This is a genomic window from Buchnera aphidicola (Macrosiphoniella sanborni), assembly GCF_005080885.1.
Classification (GTDB): Bacteria; Pseudomonadota; Gammaproteobacteria; order Enterobacterales; family Enterobacteriaceae; genus Buchnera; species Buchnera aphidicola_AU.
Map to the genome: position 1 here is coordinate 60,855 of NZ_CP034864.1, position 22,374 is coordinate 83,228.

General features: G+C 23.0%; 22 protein-coding genes and 3 tRNA genes. 14 read left to right on the forward strand and 11 right to left on the reverse strand.

Annotated features, from left to right (window positions below; translation table 11 throughout):
- Positions 1-5: 5 nt before the first annotated feature.
- Entirely contained in the window at positions 6-221 is a 216-nt protein-coding gene (gene rpsU / locus D9V74_RS00265; RefSeq protein ID WP_158362198.1) for a 30S ribosomal protein S21, read from the reverse strand.
- A gap of 180 nt (positions 222-401) precedes the next feature.
- On the opposite strand from rpsU, the gene tsaD reads away from it, so the two are divergent.
- Positions 402-1,421: a tRNA (adenosine(37)-N6)-threonylcarbamoyltransferase complex transferase subunit TsaD gene (gene tsaD, locus D9V74_RS00270; protein WP_158362200.1), complete on the forward strand. Its 1,020-nt coding sequence runs from the start codon at positions 402-404 to the stop codon at positions 1,419-1,421.
- Here the strand turns inward: tsaD and ribB are convergent.
- Together ribB and rfaE1 are read right to left on the reverse strand one after the other, a co-directional pair.
- Positions 1,390-2,037 (reverse strand): 3,4-dihydroxy-2-butanone-4-phosphate synthase, encoded by a 648-nt coding sequence (gene ribB / locus D9V74_RS00275; protein ID WP_158362203.1) that lies wholly within the window; start codon positions 2,035-2,037, stop codon positions 1,390-1,392. The two genes, tsaD and ribB, sit on opposite strands and share 32 nt — an antisense overlap.
- 304 nt (positions 2,038-2,341) lie before the next feature.
- Entirely contained in the window at positions 2,342-3,289 is a 948-nt protein-coding gene (gene rfaE1, locus D9V74_RS00280) for a D-glycero-beta-D-manno-heptose-7-phosphate kinase (RefSeq protein ID WP_158362205.1), read from the reverse strand.
- A 239-nt stretch (positions 3,290-3,528) separates the two neighbouring features.
- Between rfaE1 and D9V74_RS00285 the strand changes: the two genes are divergently transcribed.
- On the forward strand, positions 3,529-4,779 hold the full coding sequence (locus tag D9V74_RS00285; protein WP_158362207.1) for a tRNA CCA-pyrophosphorylase: 1,251 nt from the start codon (positions 3,529-3,531) through the stop codon (positions 4,777-4,779).
- A 15-nt stretch (positions 4,780-4,794) separates the two neighbouring features.
- On the opposite strand, the gene D9V74_RS00290 is transcribed toward D9V74_RS00285, so the two are convergent.
- From D9V74_RS00290 to cysK, 5 genes are all read right to left on the reverse strand, one after another.
- Positions 4,795-5,601, reverse strand: a complete 807-nt coding sequence (locus D9V74_RS00290) for an undecaprenyl-diphosphate phosphatase (RefSeq protein WP_158362209.1) — start codon at positions 5,599-5,601, stop codon at positions 4,795-4,797.
- 91 nt (positions 5,602-5,692) lie between these two features.
- Entirely contained in the window at positions 5,693-6,196 is a 504-nt protein-coding gene (crr, locus tag D9V74_RS00295) for a PTS glucose transporter subunit IIA (protein WP_158362211.1), read from the reverse strand.
- A gap of 53 nt (positions 6,197-6,249) precedes the next feature.
- Positions 6,250-7,965 (reverse strand): phosphoenolpyruvate-protein phosphotransferase PtsI, encoded by a 1,716-nt coding sequence (gene ptsI / locus D9V74_RS00300; RefSeq protein ID WP_158362213.1) that lies wholly within the window; start codon positions 7,963-7,965, stop codon positions 6,250-6,252.
- 149 nt (positions 7,966-8,114) lie between these two features.
- The gene (locus D9V74_RS00305; protein WP_158362215.1) at positions 8,115-8,372 is read right to left on the reverse strand and encodes an HPr family phosphocarrier protein; all 258 of its coding nucleotides are present in this window, start codon (positions 8,370-8,372) and stop codon (positions 8,115-8,117) included.
- Between the two features lie 148 nt (positions 8,373-8,520).
- Complete coding sequence (cysK, locus tag D9V74_RS00310) at positions 8,521-9,477, reverse strand: cysteine synthase A (protein ID WP_158362217.1); 957 nt, start codon at positions 9,475-9,477, stop codon at positions 8,521-8,523.
- 183 nt (positions 9,478-9,660) lie between these two features.
- Between cysK and ligA the strand changes: the two genes are divergently transcribed.
- Positions 9,661-11,703, forward strand: a complete 2,043-nt coding sequence (ligA, locus tag D9V74_RS00315; protein ID WP_158362219.1) for an NAD-dependent DNA ligase LigA — start codon at positions 9,661-9,663, stop codon at positions 11,701-11,703.
- A 12-nt stretch (positions 11,704-11,715) separates the two neighbouring features.
- Here ligA and D9V74_RS00320 read toward each other — a convergent pair.
- Both D9V74_RS00320 and D9V74_RS00325 read right to left on the reverse strand, forming a co-directional pair.
- Positions 11,716-11,788, reverse strand: a tRNA-Lys gene (locus tag D9V74_RS00320).
- 105 nt (positions 11,789-11,893) lie between these two features.
- Positions 11,894-11,969, reverse strand: a tRNA-Val gene (locus tag D9V74_RS00325).
- 206 nt (positions 11,970-12,175) lie between these two features.
- Between D9V74_RS00325 and gltX the strand changes: the two genes are divergently transcribed.
- A complete protein-coding gene (gene gltX, locus D9V74_RS00330) occupies positions 12,176-13,579 on the forward strand; it encodes a glutamate--tRNA ligase (protein WP_158362221.1) in 1,404 nt (467 codons plus the stop codon).
- A gap of 273 nt (positions 13,580-13,852) precedes the next feature.
- Positions 13,853-13,925, forward strand: a tRNA-Ala gene (locus tag D9V74_RS00335).
- A gap of 123 nt (positions 13,926-14,048) precedes the next feature.
- Here the strand turns inward: D9V74_RS00335 and fliE are convergent.
- Positions 14,049-14,357, reverse strand: a complete 309-nt coding sequence (gene fliE, locus D9V74_RS00340) for a flagellar hook-basal body complex protein FliE (RefSeq protein WP_158362223.1) — start codon at positions 14,355-14,357, stop codon at positions 14,049-14,051.
- Between the two features lie 271 nt (positions 14,358-14,628).
- On the opposite strand from fliE, the gene fliF reads away from it, so the two are divergent.
- The 9 genes from fliF to fliN all read left to right on the forward strand — a co-directional run bounded on the left by fliF (position 14,629) and on the right by fliN (position 22,372).
- Entirely contained in the window at positions 14,629-16,302 is a 1,674-nt protein-coding gene (fliF, locus tag D9V74_RS00345) for a flagellar basal-body MS-ring/collar protein FliF (protein ID WP_158362225.1), read from the forward strand.
- On the forward strand, positions 16,299-17,294 hold the full coding sequence (fliG, locus tag D9V74_RS00350) for a flagellar motor switch protein FliG (RefSeq protein ID WP_158362227.1): 996 nt from the start codon (positions 16,299-16,301) through the stop codon (positions 17,292-17,294). Before fliF ends, fliG begins: the two co-directional genes overlap by 4 nt.
- Complete coding sequence (locus D9V74_RS00355; RefSeq protein WP_158362229.1) at positions 17,287-17,970, forward strand: flagellar assembly protein FliH; 684 nt, start codon at positions 17,287-17,289, stop codon at positions 17,968-17,970. The genes fliG and D9V74_RS00355 overlap by 8 nt, the downstream gene beginning before the upstream one ends.
- The gene (locus tag D9V74_RS00360) at positions 17,928-19,340 is read left to right on the forward strand and encodes a FliI/YscN family ATPase (protein ID WP_187308546.1); all 1,413 of its coding nucleotides are present in this window, start codon (positions 17,928-17,930) and stop codon (positions 19,338-19,340) included. The genes D9V74_RS00355 and D9V74_RS00360 overlap by 43 nt, the downstream gene beginning before the upstream one ends.
- A 35-nt stretch (positions 19,341-19,375) precedes the next feature.
- Positions 19,376-19,849: a flagellar export protein FliJ gene (locus D9V74_RS00365; protein ID WP_158362233.1), complete on the forward strand. Its 474-nt coding sequence runs from the start codon at positions 19,376-19,378 to the stop codon at positions 19,847-19,849.
- Positions 19,830-20,111, forward strand: a complete 282-nt coding sequence (locus D9V74_RS00370; RefSeq protein ID WP_158362235.1) for a hypothetical protein — start codon at positions 19,830-19,832, stop codon at positions 20,109-20,111. The genes D9V74_RS00365 and D9V74_RS00370 overlap by 20 nt, the downstream gene beginning before the upstream one ends.
- Before the next feature lie 91 nt (positions 20,112-20,202).
- On the forward strand, positions 20,203-20,934 hold the full coding sequence (locus D9V74_RS00375; RefSeq protein WP_158362237.1) for a flagellar hook-length control protein FliK: 732 nt from the start codon (positions 20,203-20,205) through the stop codon (positions 20,932-20,934).
- Between the two features lie 102 nt (positions 20,935-21,036).
- Positions 21,037-21,987: a FliM/FliN family flagellar motor switch protein gene (locus tag D9V74_RS00380; protein ID WP_158362239.1), complete on the forward strand. Its 951-nt coding sequence runs from the start codon at positions 21,037-21,039 to the stop codon at positions 21,985-21,987.
- A complete protein-coding gene (gene fliN / locus D9V74_RS00385; protein ID WP_158362241.1) occupies positions 21,980-22,372 on the forward strand; it encodes a flagellar motor switch protein FliN in 393 nt (130 codons plus the stop codon). Before D9V74_RS00380 ends, fliN begins: the two co-directional genes overlap by 8 nt.
- Positions 22,373-22,374: the final 2 nt, after the last annotated feature.

Below are 22,374 nucleotides of genomic sequence, written 5' to 3' on the forward strand. Positions count from 1 at the left end.
ATTATTTAGTACATACGAATTCGTCTTGCATTTTCTCGTGTAAGTTTTTTAGCGAGTCTTTTAACGGCAGAAGCTTTTGCACGTTTACGTTCAGTTGTTGGTTTTTCATAAAATTCTCTACGACGAATTTCAGCTAAAATTCCAGCTTTTTCACAAGATCTTTTAAATCGACGAAGTGCTACATCAAATGGTTCATTGTCACGAACTTTTATTATTGGCATGTAAGATTGACCTCAATTATAAAAAAAACAAAATATATTTAAGATAATAGATCCTATATTAATTGATATTATATTGCAAAATATCATTTTTTATAAAATTAATTTATTTAGAAAATATTAATTAAATATTATTATGTAATATATTCTTATTTTCACATTTTTAAATTTAGGTATGACTTAATGAAAATATTAGGTATTGAAACATCTTGCGATGACACTGGAATAGCAATTTATGATAGTAATAAAGGATTGTTAATTAATGAAATATTGAATCAAAAAAAAATGAATAATATTTATGGCGGTATCGTACCAGAATTAGCATCTCGTGAACATATGAAATCAATAATTTTGTTATTAAAAAAAGTTTTTAAAAAATATAATATTTCTAAAGAAATTAATTTAATTGCATATACTGCAGGTCCAGGTTTAGTTGGGTCTTTGTTAGTTGGAGCAACATTTGCATGTTCATTAGGTTTATCTTTAAATATTCCAGTTCTTCCTGTACATCATATGGAAGCTCACCTTTTATCGCCTATGTTAAATTGTAAATCAATTCAATTTCCATTTATTGGATTATTGGTTTCAGGAAAACATACAGAAATTATTGCGGCGTATAAATTAGGTAAATATGAAATATTGGGAAATTGTTTAGATGATGCAGTTGGTGAAGCTTTTGATAAAACTGCAAAATTATTAGGATTAAAATATCCAGGTGGTCCAGAATTATCGAATTTAGCACGTCAAGGAATTAAAAATAAATTGTGTTTTCCCAGACCTATGATATATCATTCAAGTTTAAATTTTAGTTTTTCTGGTTTAAAGACTTTTTCTGCTGAAGTTATTAAAAAATGTAATAAAAGTATACAAGAAAAAGCAAATATTGCAAGAGCATTTGAAGATGCAGTAATTGAAACATTGTTAATTAAGACTAAAAAAGCATTAAAAAAGAAAAAATGGAATCGTTTAATTATAGCTGGTGGTGTTAGTTCCAATTTACGTTTACGTTATGAAGCTAAAAAGATGATAAAAAAACATTTTAATGGAACAGTTTTTTTTTCTGATTTACAGTATTGTACAGATAATGCTGCTATGATTGCATATCTCGGATTTATGCGTGCAAAAGAAGCAAATATTTCTCCATTAGAAATATTAGTAAAACCAAAATGGTCTATGAATGATTTATATTTTTCATGTAAATAATTAAATCTTTTATAGTTAATATTTGCATATTTTTATTTTCAGCAAATGAAATTATATCAGACGTACGTGCCATAGTCCCATCTTTATTAGTGAGTTCGCAAATAACTCCAAACGGTTTAAAGCCTGCTAAAGAAACAATTTCTATAGCAGCTTCTGTATGACCTGCTCTTGATAAAATACCCCCATTGTCAGCTCTCAATGGAAAGACATGTCCTGGTCTATTTAAATCGCTAGGTTTAGCATGATCAGAAATCGCAGTTTTTATAGTTGTTAATCTATCTTTAGCTGATACTCCAGTAGTAATTCCCTTAGAAGCTTCTATTGTGACAGTAAAACCTGTACGATACGTACTAGTATTTTTTTTTACCATCATAGGTAAATTCAATTGTTTGCGTGTTGATTCAGTGATGCATAGACATACTATACCGCTACCATATCGAATAGTTAATGCCATTTGTTCTACTGTCATATTTTCACACGCAAAAACAAGATCTCCTTCATTTTCACGTTTTTCATCATCTAATATAATAATTCCTTCACCAGATTGCAAAGCAAATATTGCTTTTTGAATTCGTTCTATAGGTGTTCCAAATTTAGACGGTAGTATTCGACTCATTATAATAATCTTAATAAGATAAGGTTGAACTAGTAGGAAATGAAACTTTATTTAATAAACTTTTATTAATTTAATATTTTATTATTTTAATAATTGAAACTAATTTATTGTATATTGAATTCAATTTAAGAGCAATCTAGAAATTTTAAGTTAAAAGAAGATTTTTAGTATTTTTTTCTGGTATTAAAATGATTTTTATTTAAAAAATATTACTGAATATTTAGTATTTACTATAAATATTGATTATTTAATAAGTTTTTTTAATATAAAATTTTTTAAAAAAATGATAAAATCATTCTTTATTTTATGAACAATTTAATGCTGTATTTAATTCATGAATTGTTAGTGTTTCAGTACCAATTTTTTTTATGACTATACCAGCTCCAATATTAGCATAAAAACATGATTCTTCTAAAGAATATCCTTTAGCTAAAGAAGCGGCGATAATAGCAATCACTGTATCTCCAGCACCAGTAACATCGTAAGCTTTATGAGAGCTTGCAGGAAAATGTATTGGTTTTTTTTGGTATTGAAATAATGTCATTCCATCTTTAGATCGAGTAATGAGTAATGCTGATAATTTAAGTTTATATAATAATTTCATTCCTCTATCTAAAATTTCATCTTCTTGATAACATTTTCCAACTATTTTTTCAAATTCAGAAAGATTTGGGGTCAATAAACTAGCTCCAGAATATTTTTCAAAGTTTATACCTTTAGGATCTATAAGTATCGGAATAGACATTTTTTTAGTAAAATGAATTATATTTGGTATATTCATTAAAGTTCCTTTTGCATAATCCGATAATACTAAAATTTTATGTTGTGATAATGAATTAATAATTTTTTGATATAATAAATTTTCATTATTAAAAAGATATTTTTCTTGCAAATCTATACGAATTAATTGTTTGTTATCTGATAAAATTCTAATTTTTGTAATAGTTTTATGATTTTTAATAGCAATTAAATCCTGATTAATTCTAATATGATTTAGTAATTTTTTTACTTTCATTCCTTCATTATCCATCCCAATATATCCAATAATTTTACAATCACCTCCAATTTTTGCAATATTTTTAGCTACATTAGCAGCTCCTCCTGGTTGTTCTTGAATCTCTTGAATTGGTACAATAGGAATGAATTTTTCAAATAGCTTATAATGATTTTTACTATACCAGTAAGAGTCTAGTATAATATCTCCAACAACTAGAACGAGCGCATTATTCAAATTAATTAATTTTTTTTTCATAGTTTAATCTCTACAATATGAATATTATCTTAAATAATAACATTTAATATGTTTTCATAAAATAAAAGTTTATCAACATTTATATAGATAAGATAATTTTTTATATATTTATATTTATTGTATTTTTTTATATATTATTTATTTATTATATTAGTATAAAGTTGAATTATTTAAAATAAAAAAATAATTCAGGTAATTAGATAGTATTAATTATAGAACAACTAGTATGAGAAATTAATATGAAAATATATCTAGTAGGAGGAGCAATTCGTGATGCATTACTTAATTTACCTGTTAAAGATAAAGATTGGGTTGTAGTGGGTGGTACAAAAAAAATATTATTAGAAAAAAAATTTCAACAAGTTGGTAAAGATTTTCCAGTATTTTTGCATCCAGAAACACATGAAGAATATGCTTTAGCAAGAAAAGAACGAAAATCTGGTAGAGGATATACTGGTTTTGATACTGAATATCATTCTAATGTTACTTTAGAAGAAGATTTAGTAAGACGTGATTTAACAATGAATGCAATTGCACAAGATGAATATGGTAATTATATTGATCCTTTTCACGGGCAAAAAGATATAAAATGTCGTTTAATACGACATGTTTCTGAATCTTTTATAGAAGATCCATTGCGAGTGTTACGTACAGCGAGATTTGCTGCAACATTAGTTCATTTAGGATTTACAATCGCAGAAGAAACTATGATTTTAATGAAAACTATAGTGAAAAAAAAAGAATTATCATATCTGACTACTAATAGAATATGGAATGAAACAGAGAAAGCTTTTAAAACACATAATCCGCATGTATATTTTCAAGTATTATATCAATGTAGTGCATTACATTTTTTTTTCCCGAAGATGTTTTTTTTATACGAAAAAAATTTTTTTTTCGATTATAGACTTTTAAAAAAATTTTATGATCATAATATAATATTCATGAAATTAGCTAAAATATCGATACAATATAAGGATATTGACATTCGTTTTTCTTATTTATGTCAATGTATTTTAGTTAATAATATTTATAAAAATTTTTCTAAAATATTTTTTGATATATCTTCTTCTTCTATTATAAATAATTTATGTAAAAATTTTCAGATTCCTTCATATATTAGAGAGATAGCGGTTTTAAATGTAGGATTTTATTACTTTTTAAATACTATTTATTATCAATCATCTGAAAATATTATAAAATTATTATTAAAAGTTGACGCTTGGAGAAAACCAGAACGTATTGAAAAAATAGCTATTTTAATTAATTTTGATTTTTTAAATAAATTAGAAATACAATATTTTGATATTCTACCTGGAAATTTTTTAAAAAAATGTTTTTCTATTGTTAGTAATATTTCTGTTCAATCTATTTTAAAAAAGGGTTTTCAAGGCTATCAAATTAAAAAAGAATTAATGCGTTTAAGAATTGAAAAATTAGAATTATGGCGTCATAAAAATATAAACTTTATTTTATTTAAAAAAAAATAATTTTTAATTAAATAATTAATTATTTAATGAAAAAAAATAAATTAATCCAGATATTGTAAAACGATATATTCCAAAAAATATTAATGATGTGTTATTTAATATTTTTAATAAAATACGAACAAATATTAAAGAAACTAAAAAAGATATGGTGAATCCTATAAAAAATATTGGAATATCTAATATTTTAATATTTGTTAAATGTTTTGATAAATCAAAAAAAGATACTCCAATTAATAATGGAACAGATATTATAAAAGAAAATTCTATTGCAACTGATTTTTTTATACCTAATAGAATAGCAGTTGCTATAGTGACGCCAGATCTTGAAAAACCAGGATATAAAGAAAGAATTTGAAATATTCCAATGATAGTAGATTGTAAAATACTGATATTATAAATATTATATATTTTATACTTTTTAGGTTTAAAGATTTCAGAAAAAAATAGTAATAATCCACCAGATATCAAACCAATAATAACGTTTTGAATATTAAATAATTTTTTAATTTTTTTATAAAACATCAATCCCAAAAATATTGTTGGCGCAATAGCACAAAGAATATGAATATTATTTATTTTTTTTTTAAGAATATTAGATTTTATTATTTTTAAAATTTTTTTTCGGAAGAAGTATAAAATAGATAAACTAGAACCTAGTTGAGTAAGTATTTCTAATATTTTTATATTGTTATTTTCTATGTTTAAATTTAAATAATAAGAGGCAATAATCATATGTCCTGTAGATGAGATAGGAAGAAATTCTGTTATTCCTTCTATGATGCCAATAATAATAGAAGTAATAATTTGATATAAATCAATCATATTTACTCCTTTAAATAACATAAATTATCATTAATTATAATAATAATTGAAAACGGTACTAAATAACAGCACCGTTTTTTTATATTAAAAATTAATTATATAAAGTTATAATAACTGTTTCCCCAGCAATAATGGCGCCAGATGATTTTTCAATTTTTTTAAAATTATCTATATTAGATATTACTACAGGAGTCAAAACAGATTTCGCATTATTTTTTAAAAAATCTAAATCAAATAAAATAATTTTATCTCCTATTTGAACTTTTTGTTTATCTTTAGCTATTGTGGTAAATCCTTGTCCTTTTAATTTTACTGTATCAATTCCGAAATGAACGAATAATTCAACATCGTCCTCTGAAATAATTGAAAATGCATGTTTGCTTTCAAATATTTTTCCAATAGTTCCATTCACTGGTGCGAGTATTTGATTTCCTATTGGTTTAATAGCAATCCCATCCCCGACAATTTTTTTAGAAAAAACAGGATCTGGAATATCTTCTATGTTTAGAATATCACCAGATATAGGTGCAATAATTTTTATTTTTTTAGAAAAATTGGTTTTTTTACTATTAAACAAGTTAGAAAAGAAACTCATTTTTTTCTCCTAATTACTTTTTTATATTATTTTTTTTCATAATTTTCTACCTTTTAATAATTAACAAATGTTTCTATTAAATGAATTATTTCTTTGATTGTTGGTAATGTTAATGCTACTTTTGCTAATTTTTGAGCATCTGAAAAATATGTTTGTCGAATGATTTTTTTAATTTTAGGAATATTTATAGAGCTCATACTAAATTCATCTAATCCCATACCTAATAAAAGAATTGCAGCACGTTCATCTCCTGCAAATTCTCCACACATGCCAGTCCATTTACCATGTTCATGTGAAATGTTTATTACTTTTTGAATTAATTTTAAAACAGCTGGATGCATGGGATTATAAAGATGTGAAATTAATTTATTTCCTCTATCAACAGCTAAAGTATATTGTGTTAAATCATTAGTACCAATACTGAAAAAATCTACTTCTTTAATTAAATATTTTGCAATGATAGCTGAAGATGGAGTTTCAATCATAATTCCAATTTTAATATTTTTATCAAATAATATATTTTTTTTATTTAATATATCTTTTAGTATATTTATCTCTGATTTTAATAATCTGATTTCTTCTACAGATATTATCATAGGAAATAGAATACATATTTTACCAAAAGCAGAAGCTCTAAGAATGGCTTTTAATTGTGCATGTAATATTTCTTTACGATCTATTGAAATACGTATAGCTCGCCATCCTAAAAAAGGATTTTCTTCTTTTGGCAAGTTCATATAAGGAAGATCTTTATCGCCTCCAATATCCATTGTTCTAATGATAACAGCTTTATTTTGCATTGATTCTGCAATTTCTTTATATGCTTGAAATTGTTCATTTTCAGTAGGTAAAGAATTTCTACCCATAAATAAAAATTCAGTACGATAGAGACCAATACATTCTGCACCATTATTTTTTGCAGAATTAATTTCTTGTAGATTCCCAATATTAGAACCTATTTTAATACTATGACCATCTAGAGTAGTCGCAGGTAAATTTTTTAAAATAATTAATTTATTTTTATTGAAGAAATATTTTCTTTGTATTATTTTTTTTTGATTAATTAATTCATCTGATGGATTAATAAAAATTTGATTATTAATAGAATCTAAAATAATATTATCATTATTGTTTACTATTTTTGTAATATTACCTGTTCCTACAATAGCAGGAATTTCTAAGGATCGTGCCATAATAGACGTATGTGATGTTTTACCTCCCAAGTCAGTAATAAATCCTAAAATATATTTTAGATTAATTTGAGCTGTTTCAGATGGAGTTAAATCTTTTGCAATTAAAATTACTTTTTTATTTATATTATTTAAATCTATAATATTGAGATTAAGTATATTTTTTAATAAACGATTTCCAATATCTCTTACATCAATTGCTCTATTTTTTAAATATTCATCTTCTAGATTTTCTAATGTTTTAGCTTGTCCTTCAATAATGATCTCAGTAGCTGCAGCGGCAGATATGTTTTTTTTTTGTATAAGAGATATTATTTCTTGTTCTAATTCTTCATCTTCGAGGAGCATGATATGACCTTCAAAGATACTTTCTTTATTTTCTCCTAAATTTTTTTTTGTCTTAATTTTAATTTCTGTTAATTGTTTTATTGATTTTTTTCTACCTTCAAAAAATTTTTCTATTTCGTTTTTAATATCTTTAATATTAATTAAATTCCGGTTAATAACAATTTTTTCTTCTTTTAGTAAAAGAGCTTGTCCAAAGGCTATACCCGGTGATGCTAAAATGCCTGAAATCATAACATGACCTTTAATAATAAATTGTGTCTATTTAGAGATAAAAATGACGTGTCAGGCGAATATATATTTGTATAAATTCATTAGAATTAATGTTTTTATTACATCTAATTGTTTTAGAAAATTTATAAAAATTTTTCTTTAATTAGAAACTATTCTAGTTCTGTCATTATTGCGGATAAATGTTTAATAGCTTTTTCTTCATCTTCACCTTCAGCTGAAAGTGTAATCAGACTTCCTTGAATTAAACCTAATGTTTGAATTTTAAATAAACTTTTTGCGTTGACTGATTTACCATTATAAATAATAGAGATATCAGAAATAAATTTTTTTGCTTCTTTTACAAATTGTGCAGCTGGACGAGTATGTAGCCCATGTGGTGCAGTTATTGTGATTTGGTTTGTAACCATTTTTTTTCCTTTAAAAATATTTTTTTAAATAATATTTCTATATATGGTTTTAATAATTTTTCTATTTTAAAAATATAAAAATATTATTTCTATAATTAAAATAAGATTTTTTATTTTTTTATTGAAAATAATATGATAGTACATTTATTTATTTTGTAATTAAATTGGAAAATAGTTCTGTACTCAAATAACGTTCTCCTGAAGAAGGCAAAATAACAACTATTTTCTTGTTTGAAAATATTTTTTTTTGTTGTATTTTGAGAGCAGCACATAAAGCAGCACCAGAAGAAATTCCTGCTAATATTCCTTCTTGTTTCATTAGCTTTCTAGCCATTTTAATTGATTCTTCACTAGAAACAGTAATTACTTTATCAATTAAGGTTAAATCTAAATTTTTAGGAATAAAGCCAGCACCAATACCTTGAATTTTATGTGGTCCAGGTGTTATATCTTTTCCTGTTAAAAATTGTGTAATAACAGGAGATTCAGAAGGTTCAACAGCGACACTAATAAAATTTTTCTTACCTTGAGTGATTTTTATATATTTTGTTATTCCTGTAATAGTTCCTCCTGTTCCTACAGCAGAAATTAAAATATCTATATTTCCTTGGGTATCATTCCAAATTTCTGGACCAGTAGTTTCTTCATGAATTTTAGGATTAGCAGGATTTTCAAATTGTTTTAATAAAAGATATTTTTCTTTATTGTCTAATACAATATTATTAGCTTTAGAAACAGCTCCTTGCATACCATATTGTCCATCGGTTAGTATTAATTTAGCACCTAAAACTTGCAGTAATTTTCTTCTTTCAATAGACATTGTATCAGGCATAACAAGAGTTAATTTATAGTTTCTTGAAGCAGCGACATAAGCTAATGCTATTCCTGTATTACCACTAGTGGCTTCTATTAATTCTACATTTTTATTTAAATTTCCATTTTTTTCTGCAGTCCATATCATATTAGCACCAATTCGGCATTTTACACTAAAACTTGGATTTCTTGATTCTATTTTTACTAAAATTTTTCCTTTTCCTATAGTGTTTAAACGTACTAAAGGTGTATTTCCAATAGTTAAAGAATTATCTTTATATATTTTACTCATTTTTTTCCTTATTTTTAATAGTAATTAGTAATTTCATTATACTTTTTTTTTATAATTTTTAAAAAATTCTACTTTTTATTATGAGTAAAAATTATATAATAAAAATATTTTAAAATACCAATGTTATTCATTCATAAATTTTGAGATAATCTATTACTTTATAAGTATTTAAATAATAAATCTATGACATCCGTAAAAAAGAAAATTGATCAACTCAAAAAAAATATCTTAAAGTATGAATATTTTTATCATACATTAAATCGACCAATTGTTTCTGATGCAGAATACGATTATTTGTTAGAAAAATTATATAATTTAGAATCGAATAATAAAGAATTGATTACTTTAGATTCACCTACTCAGAAAATAGGAGCGCAATTATTAGAACGATTTAAAAAAACTAAACATTTTTCTCCTATGTTATCTTTAGAAAATACATTTGATTTTAATGGATATTTAAATTTTAAAAAAAGAATTAAAAAAAATGTTGTTTTGAATAAGAAACTTGTTTTTTGTTGTGAACTTAAAATTGATGGTATAGCTATTAGTATAATTTATGAAAAAGGAATACTTATACGTGCCGTAACTCGAGGTGATGGTTTAACAGGCGAGAATGTTACTCATAATGTTAAAATGATCAAATCAGTGCCTTTAATTTTGAAAGGTATAAATATACCTGAAAGAGTAGAAATTCGAGGTGAAATATTTATGTTAAAATCTGATTTTATAGATTTTAATAAAAAATATATAAAAAATAAAAATCAATTTTTTTCTAATCCTCGCAATGCTGCTGCAGGTGCATTACGTAATATTAATCCTAAAATAACATTAAAAAGAAAATTAATATTTTCATGTTATACATGTATTTTATTTCCAGATACTTCTCATATATTTAATACTCATTATGAACGACTTATGCAATGCTTAAATTGGGGGATACCTGTTAATAAAGAAATAATGCTTTGTGTAAATGATGAAGATATTTTATATTTTTATAAAAAATTTTCGGAAAAAAGAAAGAATCTTGATTTTGATGTAGATGGAATTGTGATTAAAGTTAATTCCATAGAATTACAAAGAAAATTAGGATGTAATAAGAAATTTCCTAAGTGGGCTATCGCTTTTAAATTTTTGTCTATAGAAAAAATTACATTATTGAAAGATGTAAAATTTCAAGTTGGTAGAACAGGTGCGATTACACCTGTAGCGTATTTTGATCCTATATGTATATCTGGAGTAATGATTAGAAAAGCTTCATTATATAATAAATATGAAATAGAAAAATTGGATTTACATACAAATGATTCTATTGTAGTTTGCCGATCCGGTGATGTAATACCGAAAATATTGAATGTTGTAGAAACATTACGTTACGATCATGAAAAAAAAATTGTTTTTCCTGAATATTGTCCTGTATGTAAAACAAAACTATTAGAAAATAAAGAAGAAAAAATAATTCGATGTGATTCTGGATGGACATGTGATGCTCAAAAAAAAAGGGCATTCGAACATTTTTTTTCAAAAAAATCTTTAAATGCAATTGGTTTTGGTCCTAAAATTATTAATGAATTAATTGATAAAAAGTATGTTAAAGATCTTATAGATGTTTTTTATCTTAAAGAAATTGATTTAATGAAATTAAATAATATAGGACATCGAAAAAGTGTAAATATTATTAATGCAATTCATCAATGTAAAAATACTACTTTTAAATCTTTTATTTTTGCTTTAGGTATCTTTAATGTAGGTGAAAGCATTTCTGAAAAAATAGCAGATTATTTTGTGAATTTGGAACGATTAATGAATGCTGATATTGCAGAATTAAATTCAATACCTGGAGTCGGTAAATCTATAGCAAAAAATATATATAACTATTTTTCTCTCATATCGAATCGTCATATGATTGACAAATTAATAAATGAAATAGGTATTTTTTGGAAAAATTCAGGAATATCTCAGAAAATAATCAAATATGATTTCTTTTTTAATAAAAGAATTGTGATCACTGGTATTTTAAAAGATATATCTAGGTCTGAATTAAAAAAATTATTAATAGAATCAAATGCTCAAGTATTAAATAATGTTTCTAAGAATATAGATTTTTTAATTTGTGGAAAGAATTTTGGTGTAAAATTATTTCAAGCACAAAAATTAAATATTATAATTATTAATGAAGAAGAGTTATACAATTTAATTAATTTACATGATTTGAAAAAAAATAATTAAAGATTATTTTTTTGGGTCGTGCAGGATTTGAACCTGCGACCAATTGATTAAAAGTCAACTGCTCTACCAACTGAGCTAACGACCCTTTTGAAACTGTTTTATTTTTAATAAAATTTTTATGACGAATATTCTTATAAAAATTAAATTATAAAGATCATAAAAAGTAAGAGTATAAATATAAATATTTTTTTGGTAGGTGATGACGGACTCGAACCGCCGACTTCCTCCGTGTAAAGGAGGAGCTCTACCAACTGAGCTAATCACCTAATTTATGTTACTTATATTATTATTGTAAAGCGTGAAGTATAAGAGTCAATCTTTTTTTTTTAAAATGATATTTGTTTGTTGTAAATTTAGTCATAATGATTAAATTATACTCTATTTTGATAGATAAACATACAAGAAATGTATTTATTATTGTTATATTAAGTTAGTACGATATTGAAATAAATATTAAAGCTATAAGGAATTTATGAAAATAAAAACTCGTTTTGCACCTAGTCCTACTGGAAATTTACATATTGGTAGTATTCGTACTGCTTTATACTCTTGGTTGTTTGCAAGACATCATAATGGAAAATTTATACTTCGTATAGAAGATACTGATCTAAAACGTTCAGATATATTATCTTTGAATTCTATTTTGAATGGATTAAAATGGTTAGGTCTTGATTGGGATGAAGGTCCTTATTTTCAAAGTAATCGATTATGTAGGTATAAAGAAGTAATAAAACTAATGTTAAATAAGGGAGACGCATATGTATGTATTTGTTCATCTGAAAGTTTATTAAAATTAAGGAATAAGCAAATAAAAGAAGGTATTAAACCTCGTTATCCAGGAATTTGTAGAAATTTAAAAATTAATCATTTATTAAATAAAAATTATGTCATAAGATTTAAAAATCCACTTTATGGAAAAGTAATCTTTGACGATAATATTAGAGGGAAAATTATTTTTGATAATACTGAATTAGATGATTTTATTATTCAACGTTCAAATGGTATGCCTACTTATAATTTTTGTGTTGTAATAGATGACGCAGATATGAATATTACTCATGTTATTCGTGGTGAAGATCATATTAATAATACACCTCGTCAAATTAATATTTTGCAATCTTTAGGTTTGAAAATACCTATTTATGCTCATTTATCAATGATTTTAGATGAAGAACGACAAAAGATTTCTAAAAGAAAAAATGCTATAAATATACTTGAGTATCGTAAAAATGGTTTTTTGCCTGAAGCATTATTAAATTATATTATACGATTAGGTTGGTCTCATGGTAATCAAGAAATTTTTAATAAAGAAGAAATGATAAAATTATTTAATTTAAAATCTATTAGTAAATCATCTAGTATTATAAATACTAAAAAGCTTTTATGGATGAACAAATATTATATTAATCATTTATCATTGAATTATATTTCCGATACTCTTTGTGAATATATGAAAAAAGAAAATATTAATATAAAAAATGGTCCTGATTTAATATCTGTAATAAAATTATTTTCAGGTCGTTATTATACTTTAAAGGATATGACTAAATCGTTTCAATATTTTTATGAAGAATTCAGTACCTTTGATAAAAGAATAAGAGAAGAGTATTTTATAACAGATAATTGTTTGATTTTAGAAAAATTTCACAAAAAAATTGCAAGTTTATTTTGTTGGAATTGTGAAAATATATCGATTGTTATTAACAATATTATAATAGAAATGAAAGTTCAAAAAAAAATAGTGAATACGTTACTACGTATTGCTATGACAGGTAGTACGTCTTCTCCGTGTATTAGTTCTGTAATTTATTTAATAGGACAAAAAAAAACATTATCTAGAATTCAAAGAGTAATAAGTTATATCAATAATTTATAAAAATCACAAAAAACTGTCAATGTAATAAAAAATAATTATAAAATAACACCAATTTGAAAATAATTTATAAAGAATTTAATTCTTATCATTATTTTTAGTAAAATGATTGCATTAGTTAAAAACGATAATGATAAAATATAAAATATTTTTGCAAGATTTTTAATTTATACATTCTTAAAAATAATTATAGAATAAAGTATAAAATGAAAATAAACTATTATTATATAAAAATAATATTGACAGAATTCACCTGTTTTTATATTGTAATATTTTGGGGCTATAGCTCATTTGGTAGAGTACTTGCATGGCATGCAAGATGTAAGCGGTTCGAATCCGCTTAGCTCCAGTAATTTTGTATATTATTATCATTATTAAAAAAATAAAAAAATAAGTATGAAAGTATAGCTGATACTGTGCTAGTTAGCACAGTAGAAAAATTATACATCTTAATAAAATATATCTATATCTATTAAATTTGTTGATTCATTATCTCTTCATAAGCAGATACGATTTTATTTCTTATCTGAATAGCCATTTGTATAGAAATAGAAGATTTTTCTAAATTTATCATGACATCATTTAGAGAGATTCCAGGTTGATTTAATATGAATTTTTCAGCATCAGCTTTTGCGTGATTTTGAATATTACTTATTTTCCCTAAACCTGTTTTTATACAATCTATAAAAATTTCATTAAATTCTTTTTTTTTTGTATTTGGATGTGTTTCGAATTGTGTTTTTAACATTGTTTCTGGATAATTTATATTATTAATAAACATAATCTTCCTATACCTTTATGTGTTTTTATACTTTATTTTTTGAAATATTATCATAATATATCTTTTAAGATAAATATTTCAATAATTATATTAAAAATAATATTTTTTTTTGATATATTATTACGCAATAATTTAACTAAAATTAATTTCATAAAAATACTTTTATTCTAAACAAAAACAAGTATATTACAAGTATATTTTAATAAATTAGTGAATTATTTTATTGTCATTAAATTGTACTTAGAACTAACTATTCAGATAGGAAGATTTCATGAATTTCAGCGCTATAGAAAATTCAGTATTACATGAGAAGAAAAAATTAAGTGATTTTTTATCTCGTTTTTTTAAAAATTCTCGTATTTTGATTATTTTGTTAATAGCTGCAGTTATTACTGCTGTTTCTGTTTCAATATGGATTAAATCTCCCGATTATCAAATTTTATATAATAATTTATCTGATGAAGATAGCGGAACTATTATTAATGAATTAAATCAAATGAAAATTCCCTATCAATTAACTGATATTTCTGGTCAAATATCAGTACCTAAAAATAAAGTTTATGAAATTCGTTTACATCTAGCAGAAAACAATCTTCCTAAAAGTGGAGGTATTGGTTTTGAATTACTAGATAAAGCAAAATTTGGAGTTAGTCAATTTAACGAAAAAATAAATTATCAACGTGCTTTAGAAGGAGAATTAGCTAGAACTATTAAAAGAATTAATATTGTAAAAAATGCTAGAATACATATAGCTTTTCCTGAATCGTCATTATTTTTACATAATAAAAAACCATCATCAGCTTCAGTAGTTTTAGAATTACAAAGTGGATACCAATTAGATTCAGGACAAATTAATGCAATATTACATTTAGTTTCAAGTAGTATATCAAATTTACCTATAGATAATATTACTATAGTAGATCAATTAGGAACATTATTAAATCAAACTTCTCTAGAAAAAAATCAAGTAAATAACTTTAAATTAAAATATTCTGAAGATATTGAATCTCGTTATAGCAATAGAATAAAAAATATTTTAGAACCATTAGTAGGAATTGGTAATGTTTATGCTCAAGTAACAGCACAAGTAGATTTTAATTCACAGGAAAAAACACAAGAACAATATTCACCAAATACAAATCATCAAAATCAAGCAATTAGATCTCATCAAATAAGTATTCATGATCAAAGAAAACAAGATATAAAAGAAAATATTCCTAATTCTTTTTCTAATTCTAATCAGGATTTATATTCTAATAAAAATAAAACATATAATAAAAAAGAACTAGATTTAAAAAAACAAATTAATCATTCAAATAATAATAAATATACTCCTGTTAATACAAACATTAATCACGATCATACAATAAATTATGAATTAAACCATAGTGTATTACATACTAAAATGAATGTAGGAGAAATTAAGAGATTATCAGCAGCAGTAATTATTAATTTCATTAAAGATAGAAATGGTAAAATTATCCCCTTAAATAAAGAAAAAATAAAAAATATTGAAAAATTAACATGTGAAGCGATAGGATATTCAAAATCTAGAGGAGATAGTGTACATATTGTTAACGCATCATTTTTTAAAAATAATAAAATATTACCAATAAAGATTAATCATGATGAAAGAAACTTTGAATTATCAAATTTTTTATTTAATGTTACGCCATGGTTTTTATCTTTTATGTTTCTTTTTTCGTTATTAAAAAAATACATTTTTCCTATTTCTAAAAAAAATAATTTTAAAAATATAGATATTACTGAGAAAAAGAAAAAAGATATAAAAAACGAAAATAATTTAGAAAATGATACTTTTCAATTACATATGCAAAAAAATAAAAATTTAGATAAGTTAATTCATCAAATTTGTAATATATCTAATCAAAATCCACGTACTATAGCGTTGATTATTCGTGAATGGATGAGTGACAAAATATGATTTTAAATGGTACTGAAAAGAGTGCGTTATTATTAATGGCAATAGGAGCTGAACAAGCAGGAGAAGTATTAAAAAATTTAACTCCATTTGAAATTCAAGAGTTAATTACTTCTATGGTTAATATTAAAAGGATTTCAACTAAAAAATTACATGAAATTCTTTTAGAATGTTATGATATTGCTATAAAAAATAACACTTTTAATGATAATAATAGTGACGAGTATCTTCTTAAAATGTTAACTGAAGCATTAGGAGAAAAAAAAGGCAGTGCTCTTTTGCAGGAAGCATTAGAAGTACGTAATGCTAAAATATCTATTCAAGCATTAAATTATATGGATCCAAAAAAGATAGCTTTTTTATTAAAAAATGAACATCTTCAGATTATTACTACAATATTAGTATTTTTAAATAATAATCAATCAGCTCAAATTCTTTCGTTTTTTAATAATGAAAAACGTGCTGAAATTATATTGCGAATTACAGAGTTTCATGGGATTGAAGAAAATATTTTAATAGAATTAAATAAAGTAATAAAAAATTTGCTTAGCAATAAAAAACTAATTTTATCAGAAAAAGGTGGAGTTAAAACTGCTGCTAAAATTTTAAATTCTATGCAAATAAAAGAAGAAAAAGATATTTTAAAAAAACTTAGTATATTTAGCAAAAAAATTGCAAAATCAATTATCAATGAAATATTTTTATTTGAAAATATAGTAGATATAGATGATAAATATATTAAAATTGTTATTTCTAATTTAGAAAAAGAAAAATTATGTATTGCATTGAGAAATACTACTCAGGCTATTAAGGAAAAATTTTTCAAGAATATGCCAGAGCAAGAATCAAAAAATCTTGCTTTGAAATTAGACGAATCATCTTATATTTCTGATGTTTCTATTCAAAATGAACAAAAATTAATTTTAATTATGATTCAAAATATTATAAAAAATGGAGATATTTCATTAGAAAATTTGAGAGAGTATTATGTCTGATTCAAATTTGCAATATGATTTAAATTTACAAGAAAATTGGATGAAATGGTATCCACAAGAAATATTCTTAAAGAATTCTCAGAATAAAAAAAACATACTTTTTCATTTGGATAAAATGAATAAAAAAGATTTTTGTGTAAATATTAAAAATCAAGATTTTAGTTATGATGATAAGCAAGTAAAAATAAAAATAGATGATATTTTACAAAAAAAATATGAAGAAGGTTTTAAAAAAGGATTTTTAAAAGGTCAAGAAGAACAAGACAAATTAAAAGAAAAGTTAAATAATTTATTTTTTTCTTTTGAGAATGATCTTTCAAAGTTTGAAAATAAATTATATTCTGAGTTATTAAAAATAATCTTGAAAATATCATCTTATGTTATTGGAAAAAATCTTAATGTAGATAAATCTATTTTAATAAATTATATAAAAAAAATGATTAATGAAAATAGTTTTTTATTAAAAACTCCAAAGCTCATAGTTCATCCTGATAATAAAGTATTAATAGAAAATACATTTAACAAATTTTTACATGATCATAAATGGAGATTAGAATATGACGATAGTATTGATTTGAATGGTTGTAAAATTATATCGGAAGATAGTTGTTTAGATGCTACTGTTAATGCTAGATGGCAAGAACTATATCGTCTTATTTTTTCAGAGGAGTATTAATGAATTTAAAAATTTCTAAATTTTTTAAAAAACTTTCTTCTCTTGGAAATAAGATTGATGAATTATCTAATATTATTTGCTATGGTAAAATTATTAGTATTAATGGATTTGTTATACAAGCTTCAGGATTAAAAAATAGTTCTATAGGTTCAGAATGTTTTATAGAACGTATTATTGAAGAAAGTAAAAGATATTATATTATAGCCGAAATTATAGGTTTTTCAGGTAAAATAACTTTTTTATTACCATATGAAGAAATAAATGGTATATTACCTGGTGCTTATGTATTTTTAAAACCAGGAAATAAAAAGAATTATCTTGTAAAAAAAATTCCACTTAGTACTCAATTATTAGGTAGAGTATTAGATTCTAGAGGTGAACCTCTCGATCAATTACCGAAGATAGATTATAAATATTATACTCAAATCATAGCAAGAAACAGTATTAATCCTTTGCATAGAGTACCTATTACTAAAGTTTTAGATACTGGAATACGTGCTATTAATGGTCTTTTAACTATTGGAAAAGGTCAGAAAATAGGAATTTTTTCTAATTCTGGTATTGGGAAGAGTGTTTTATTAGGAATGATGGCAAAATATACAAAAGCTGATGTTATTATTATTGCATTAATTGGAGAGCGAGGTCGAGAAGTAAAAGATTTTATAGAAAATATATTAGATGCTAATAGTTTATCTCGCTCGGTTATTATCGCTGCTCCTGCAGATGTTTCACCAGTTTTAAAAATACAGTCTGTATCTTATGCAGTAAATGTTGCAGAATATTTTTTTCGACATAATAAAGATGTTTTATTGATTATGGATTCTTTAACTCGTTATGCTATGGCTGAAAGAGAAATTTCACTATCATTAGGTGAATTACCAGTTTCTAAAGGTTATTCAGCTTCTTTATTTTCAAAAATTCCAAATATAATTGAACGTACGGGTATTGTAAATAATACAAAAGGTTCGATTACTTCTTTTTATACAATTCTTACAGAAGGTGAAGATGAACAAGATCCCGTTGCATATCTTGCGCGTGCCGCATTAGACGGACATATTGTATTATCTCGTCATTATTCTGATTCTGGTCATTATCCTGCTATTGATATTGAATCTTCGATTAGTCGTATAATGCCTAATATTATTAATTCAAAGCAATATTATCAAGCATCTTATTTTAAAAAATTAGTTTCTGTATATCAAAAAAATAGAGATTTAATTAATATTGGGGCTTATGTTCATGGTACTGATTCTCTTGTAGATCAAGCTATTACAATGTGGCCAAAATTAGAAAAATATTTAAAACAAAAAATGTCAGAACAATGTGATTACAATTCTTCTTGTCAAGATTTAAATAAAATATTTCTTTAAATGTTTCCTAATATTTTTTTTGGATATATTAAAACATGGAATATAAAAAAAAAATTTTTTCTATTTTAGAAAAAATAGAACAAAAAAAAATAGAACAAAATTTAGTAAATATTAAAAGACTCTTTTTAAGAGAAAAAGAGCATGTTGATCAATTAAATATATTAATTGATTTTCAAAAAGAATATTTAAAAAAAATGAATGAAAAAATGAAATTAGGCATGAGTATCCATTCTTGGAAAAACTATAATAATTTTATTCTTCTCTTGGACAAAGCTATTCAGGAAAATTTATATTTTATTGAGAATAATAAAAAAAATATTCAAGATAATATAAAGATTTGGTCTAAACATCAAGTAAAATTAAATACTTGGACAAGTTTTAATAGAATTTATAAAAAAAAGATATCAAAAAAAATCCAAAAAATACAAGAGCAGATAATGAGTGATAATTTTATCCAATTAAAATATTTTAAAAAGGATGATCATCTTAATGTTAGAAACAGTAAATAAAATAATATATGAAGAAATAATTATTAATAAAGATAATAATTTTTTATATCCTTTGCATAACAATGTATTAAATAAATATTTTAATGAAAGCAGTGATGATATATCACTACAAAAAAAAAAATATGATGATAAAAATATTATTTATTCTCATTTTTATTTTTTATTAGATAATTTATTAAATATTTTCAGTAAAAAAGATGTAACATTAACTATTCAGAATATTAATTTTGTAAAAGATAAAAATATAAAAAAAAAAAAATAACGGTTGTAATAATTCTTTAGTATTAAATAGTTTTTTAAAAAAAATAAAAAATTTTAATATAAAAAACAATCACAAGATATTACCAAAACACATGTTTTCATATGAAATTAAACAAAATAAATATATACATTATAAAAAGAATAATTTAAATAATTTAAAAAAAATAAATCACATAAGTTCTTTAAGAATAAAAAAAGAATCTATTCAAAATAGAATTAATTTTTTTAAAGATAATATTATAAAAAATAATAATAATAAAAAAATAATTTTTCTATTAGACTTTCAAAACATTTTGTCTTTGTCTGAAAGAACAAATAAAATATACAGTATTTTTAATAATAAAAATACATCATATATTCTTAATAAAGATGATTCAGAAGCGTTAAGAATGCAAAAAGTGATATTAAAAGATTCTGAAAATTTTATTCGATGGAAAAATTTTATTAATGATAGAATACTTCTATTAATTGGAAATAAAAATAGTGAAGCAAAAATAAATTTTAGATCTAATCGACTTGGATATATAAATATTTTAATTCATATACAAGATAACGCAATAATATTAAACTTTATTTCTAAATATAATACAGTAAGAACTTTTTTAGATAATTGCATGCCATTTTTATGTAATTCATTAAAAAAAAAAGGAATAAAATTAGAAAAATATAACATCTTCAGTTCTTTACAACATCAAGAAATAAATAATTATACAAATTTTTCTGATAAAAATAATTATTTTTCTCATAAATATCCAAGAAAAACAAATATGTATGAAAAGAAAAATAATTTCCGAAAATATCCAATCATTGATTGTTATGTGTGACAATTAATATAATTTTTTAAAAAATAATTAAAATATTTTAATAGTTCACACTAATCAATGTTTTATTTTATATTTTAACAACTTTTACCTGTGAGGTTATAAATGGGGAAAAGTAACAATCTTAATTACAAAATTAGTGAATGTTATGTAAGTGAAAAAAATTTAAAGAATTTTTTACAAGAAGATGAAGTTGAAATATTAAACAAAATTAATCATTGTTTTATTAATGATTTTATAAGTTTTTTGTCTAATTTAATTCAGAAAAATATTGAACTAGTTTCATGTAATTTTAAAATAGGAACATATGATTTTAATGGTAGAATGATAAATAATCTTCAATGTTTTAATTTATTAGAAATATCTCCTTATGGAGAAAAATCATTTATTTTTTTTTATAATAATTTTTTATCAGTGATAGTAGATTTACTATTTGGAGGTATTGGAGATTTAAAAAATAAAAATAAAAAAACAACACATATTACAAATACTGATTTAATTTTTAATAAAAAAATCATAAAGTTTATTGCATCTTTTTTTTCTAATATTTATCAGAAATATTTTAGTACTGAAGTAAATTTTATTAATAAAAAAATATTTTTTACTAATGATATAGTTAATTTTAATAGAAATACTATTTTTTTAATTAAAAACTTTAATTTAAAAATTAAGAATATAGATATTTTTTTTGATATATTAATTCCGAAATTAATTATTCAAAAAATTAATATAAACAACCATGTTCAAAAAAATGATTATAATAATTCTATAGAAATAAATAAAAATAATATTTCTTTTCAAGATATATACGATGTAGAGTTGGATATTATTACAAAAATAGAATCTTTTTCTATATCGAAAGATCAATTATATAATTTGTCAAAAGGTGATATTTTACCAATTAAAAAACCTGATAAAATTATCGGATATATAGAAAATCAACCTGTATTTTTTGCTGATTATAAAAGATTTAATAAACAATATATTATTTTTATAGAAGAATTTATTAATAATAATTTGGAGTTAAATCAAGAAAAGGCAAGCTTTAATGAATAATAAAAACAAATATACTCAAAATGAAACAATGATTAGTTCTAAAAATAGAATATCTGAAACTGAATTTGTTAATGAAACTGATTCGCATAATCATGAAGAAAAATTAAATTCTTCTGAAAAACATATAAACAATAAAGAAATTATACTCAATACATCAGCTAAAATTACTGTAGAATTAGGTAGGTCTAAAATAAAAATTAAAGATTTTCTTCGGTTTTCTAAGGGAAGCATGTTAATTTTAGATAAAACTGTAAAAGAACCATTAGATATATTTATTAATGGTCATTTAATTGCGTCTGGAGAGATTGTAGTAGCAGAAAAAAAATATGGTATTCGTATTACTCATATAAAAAGTTCTTTAAAAAAAACAGATTTTTTATCTTAAAA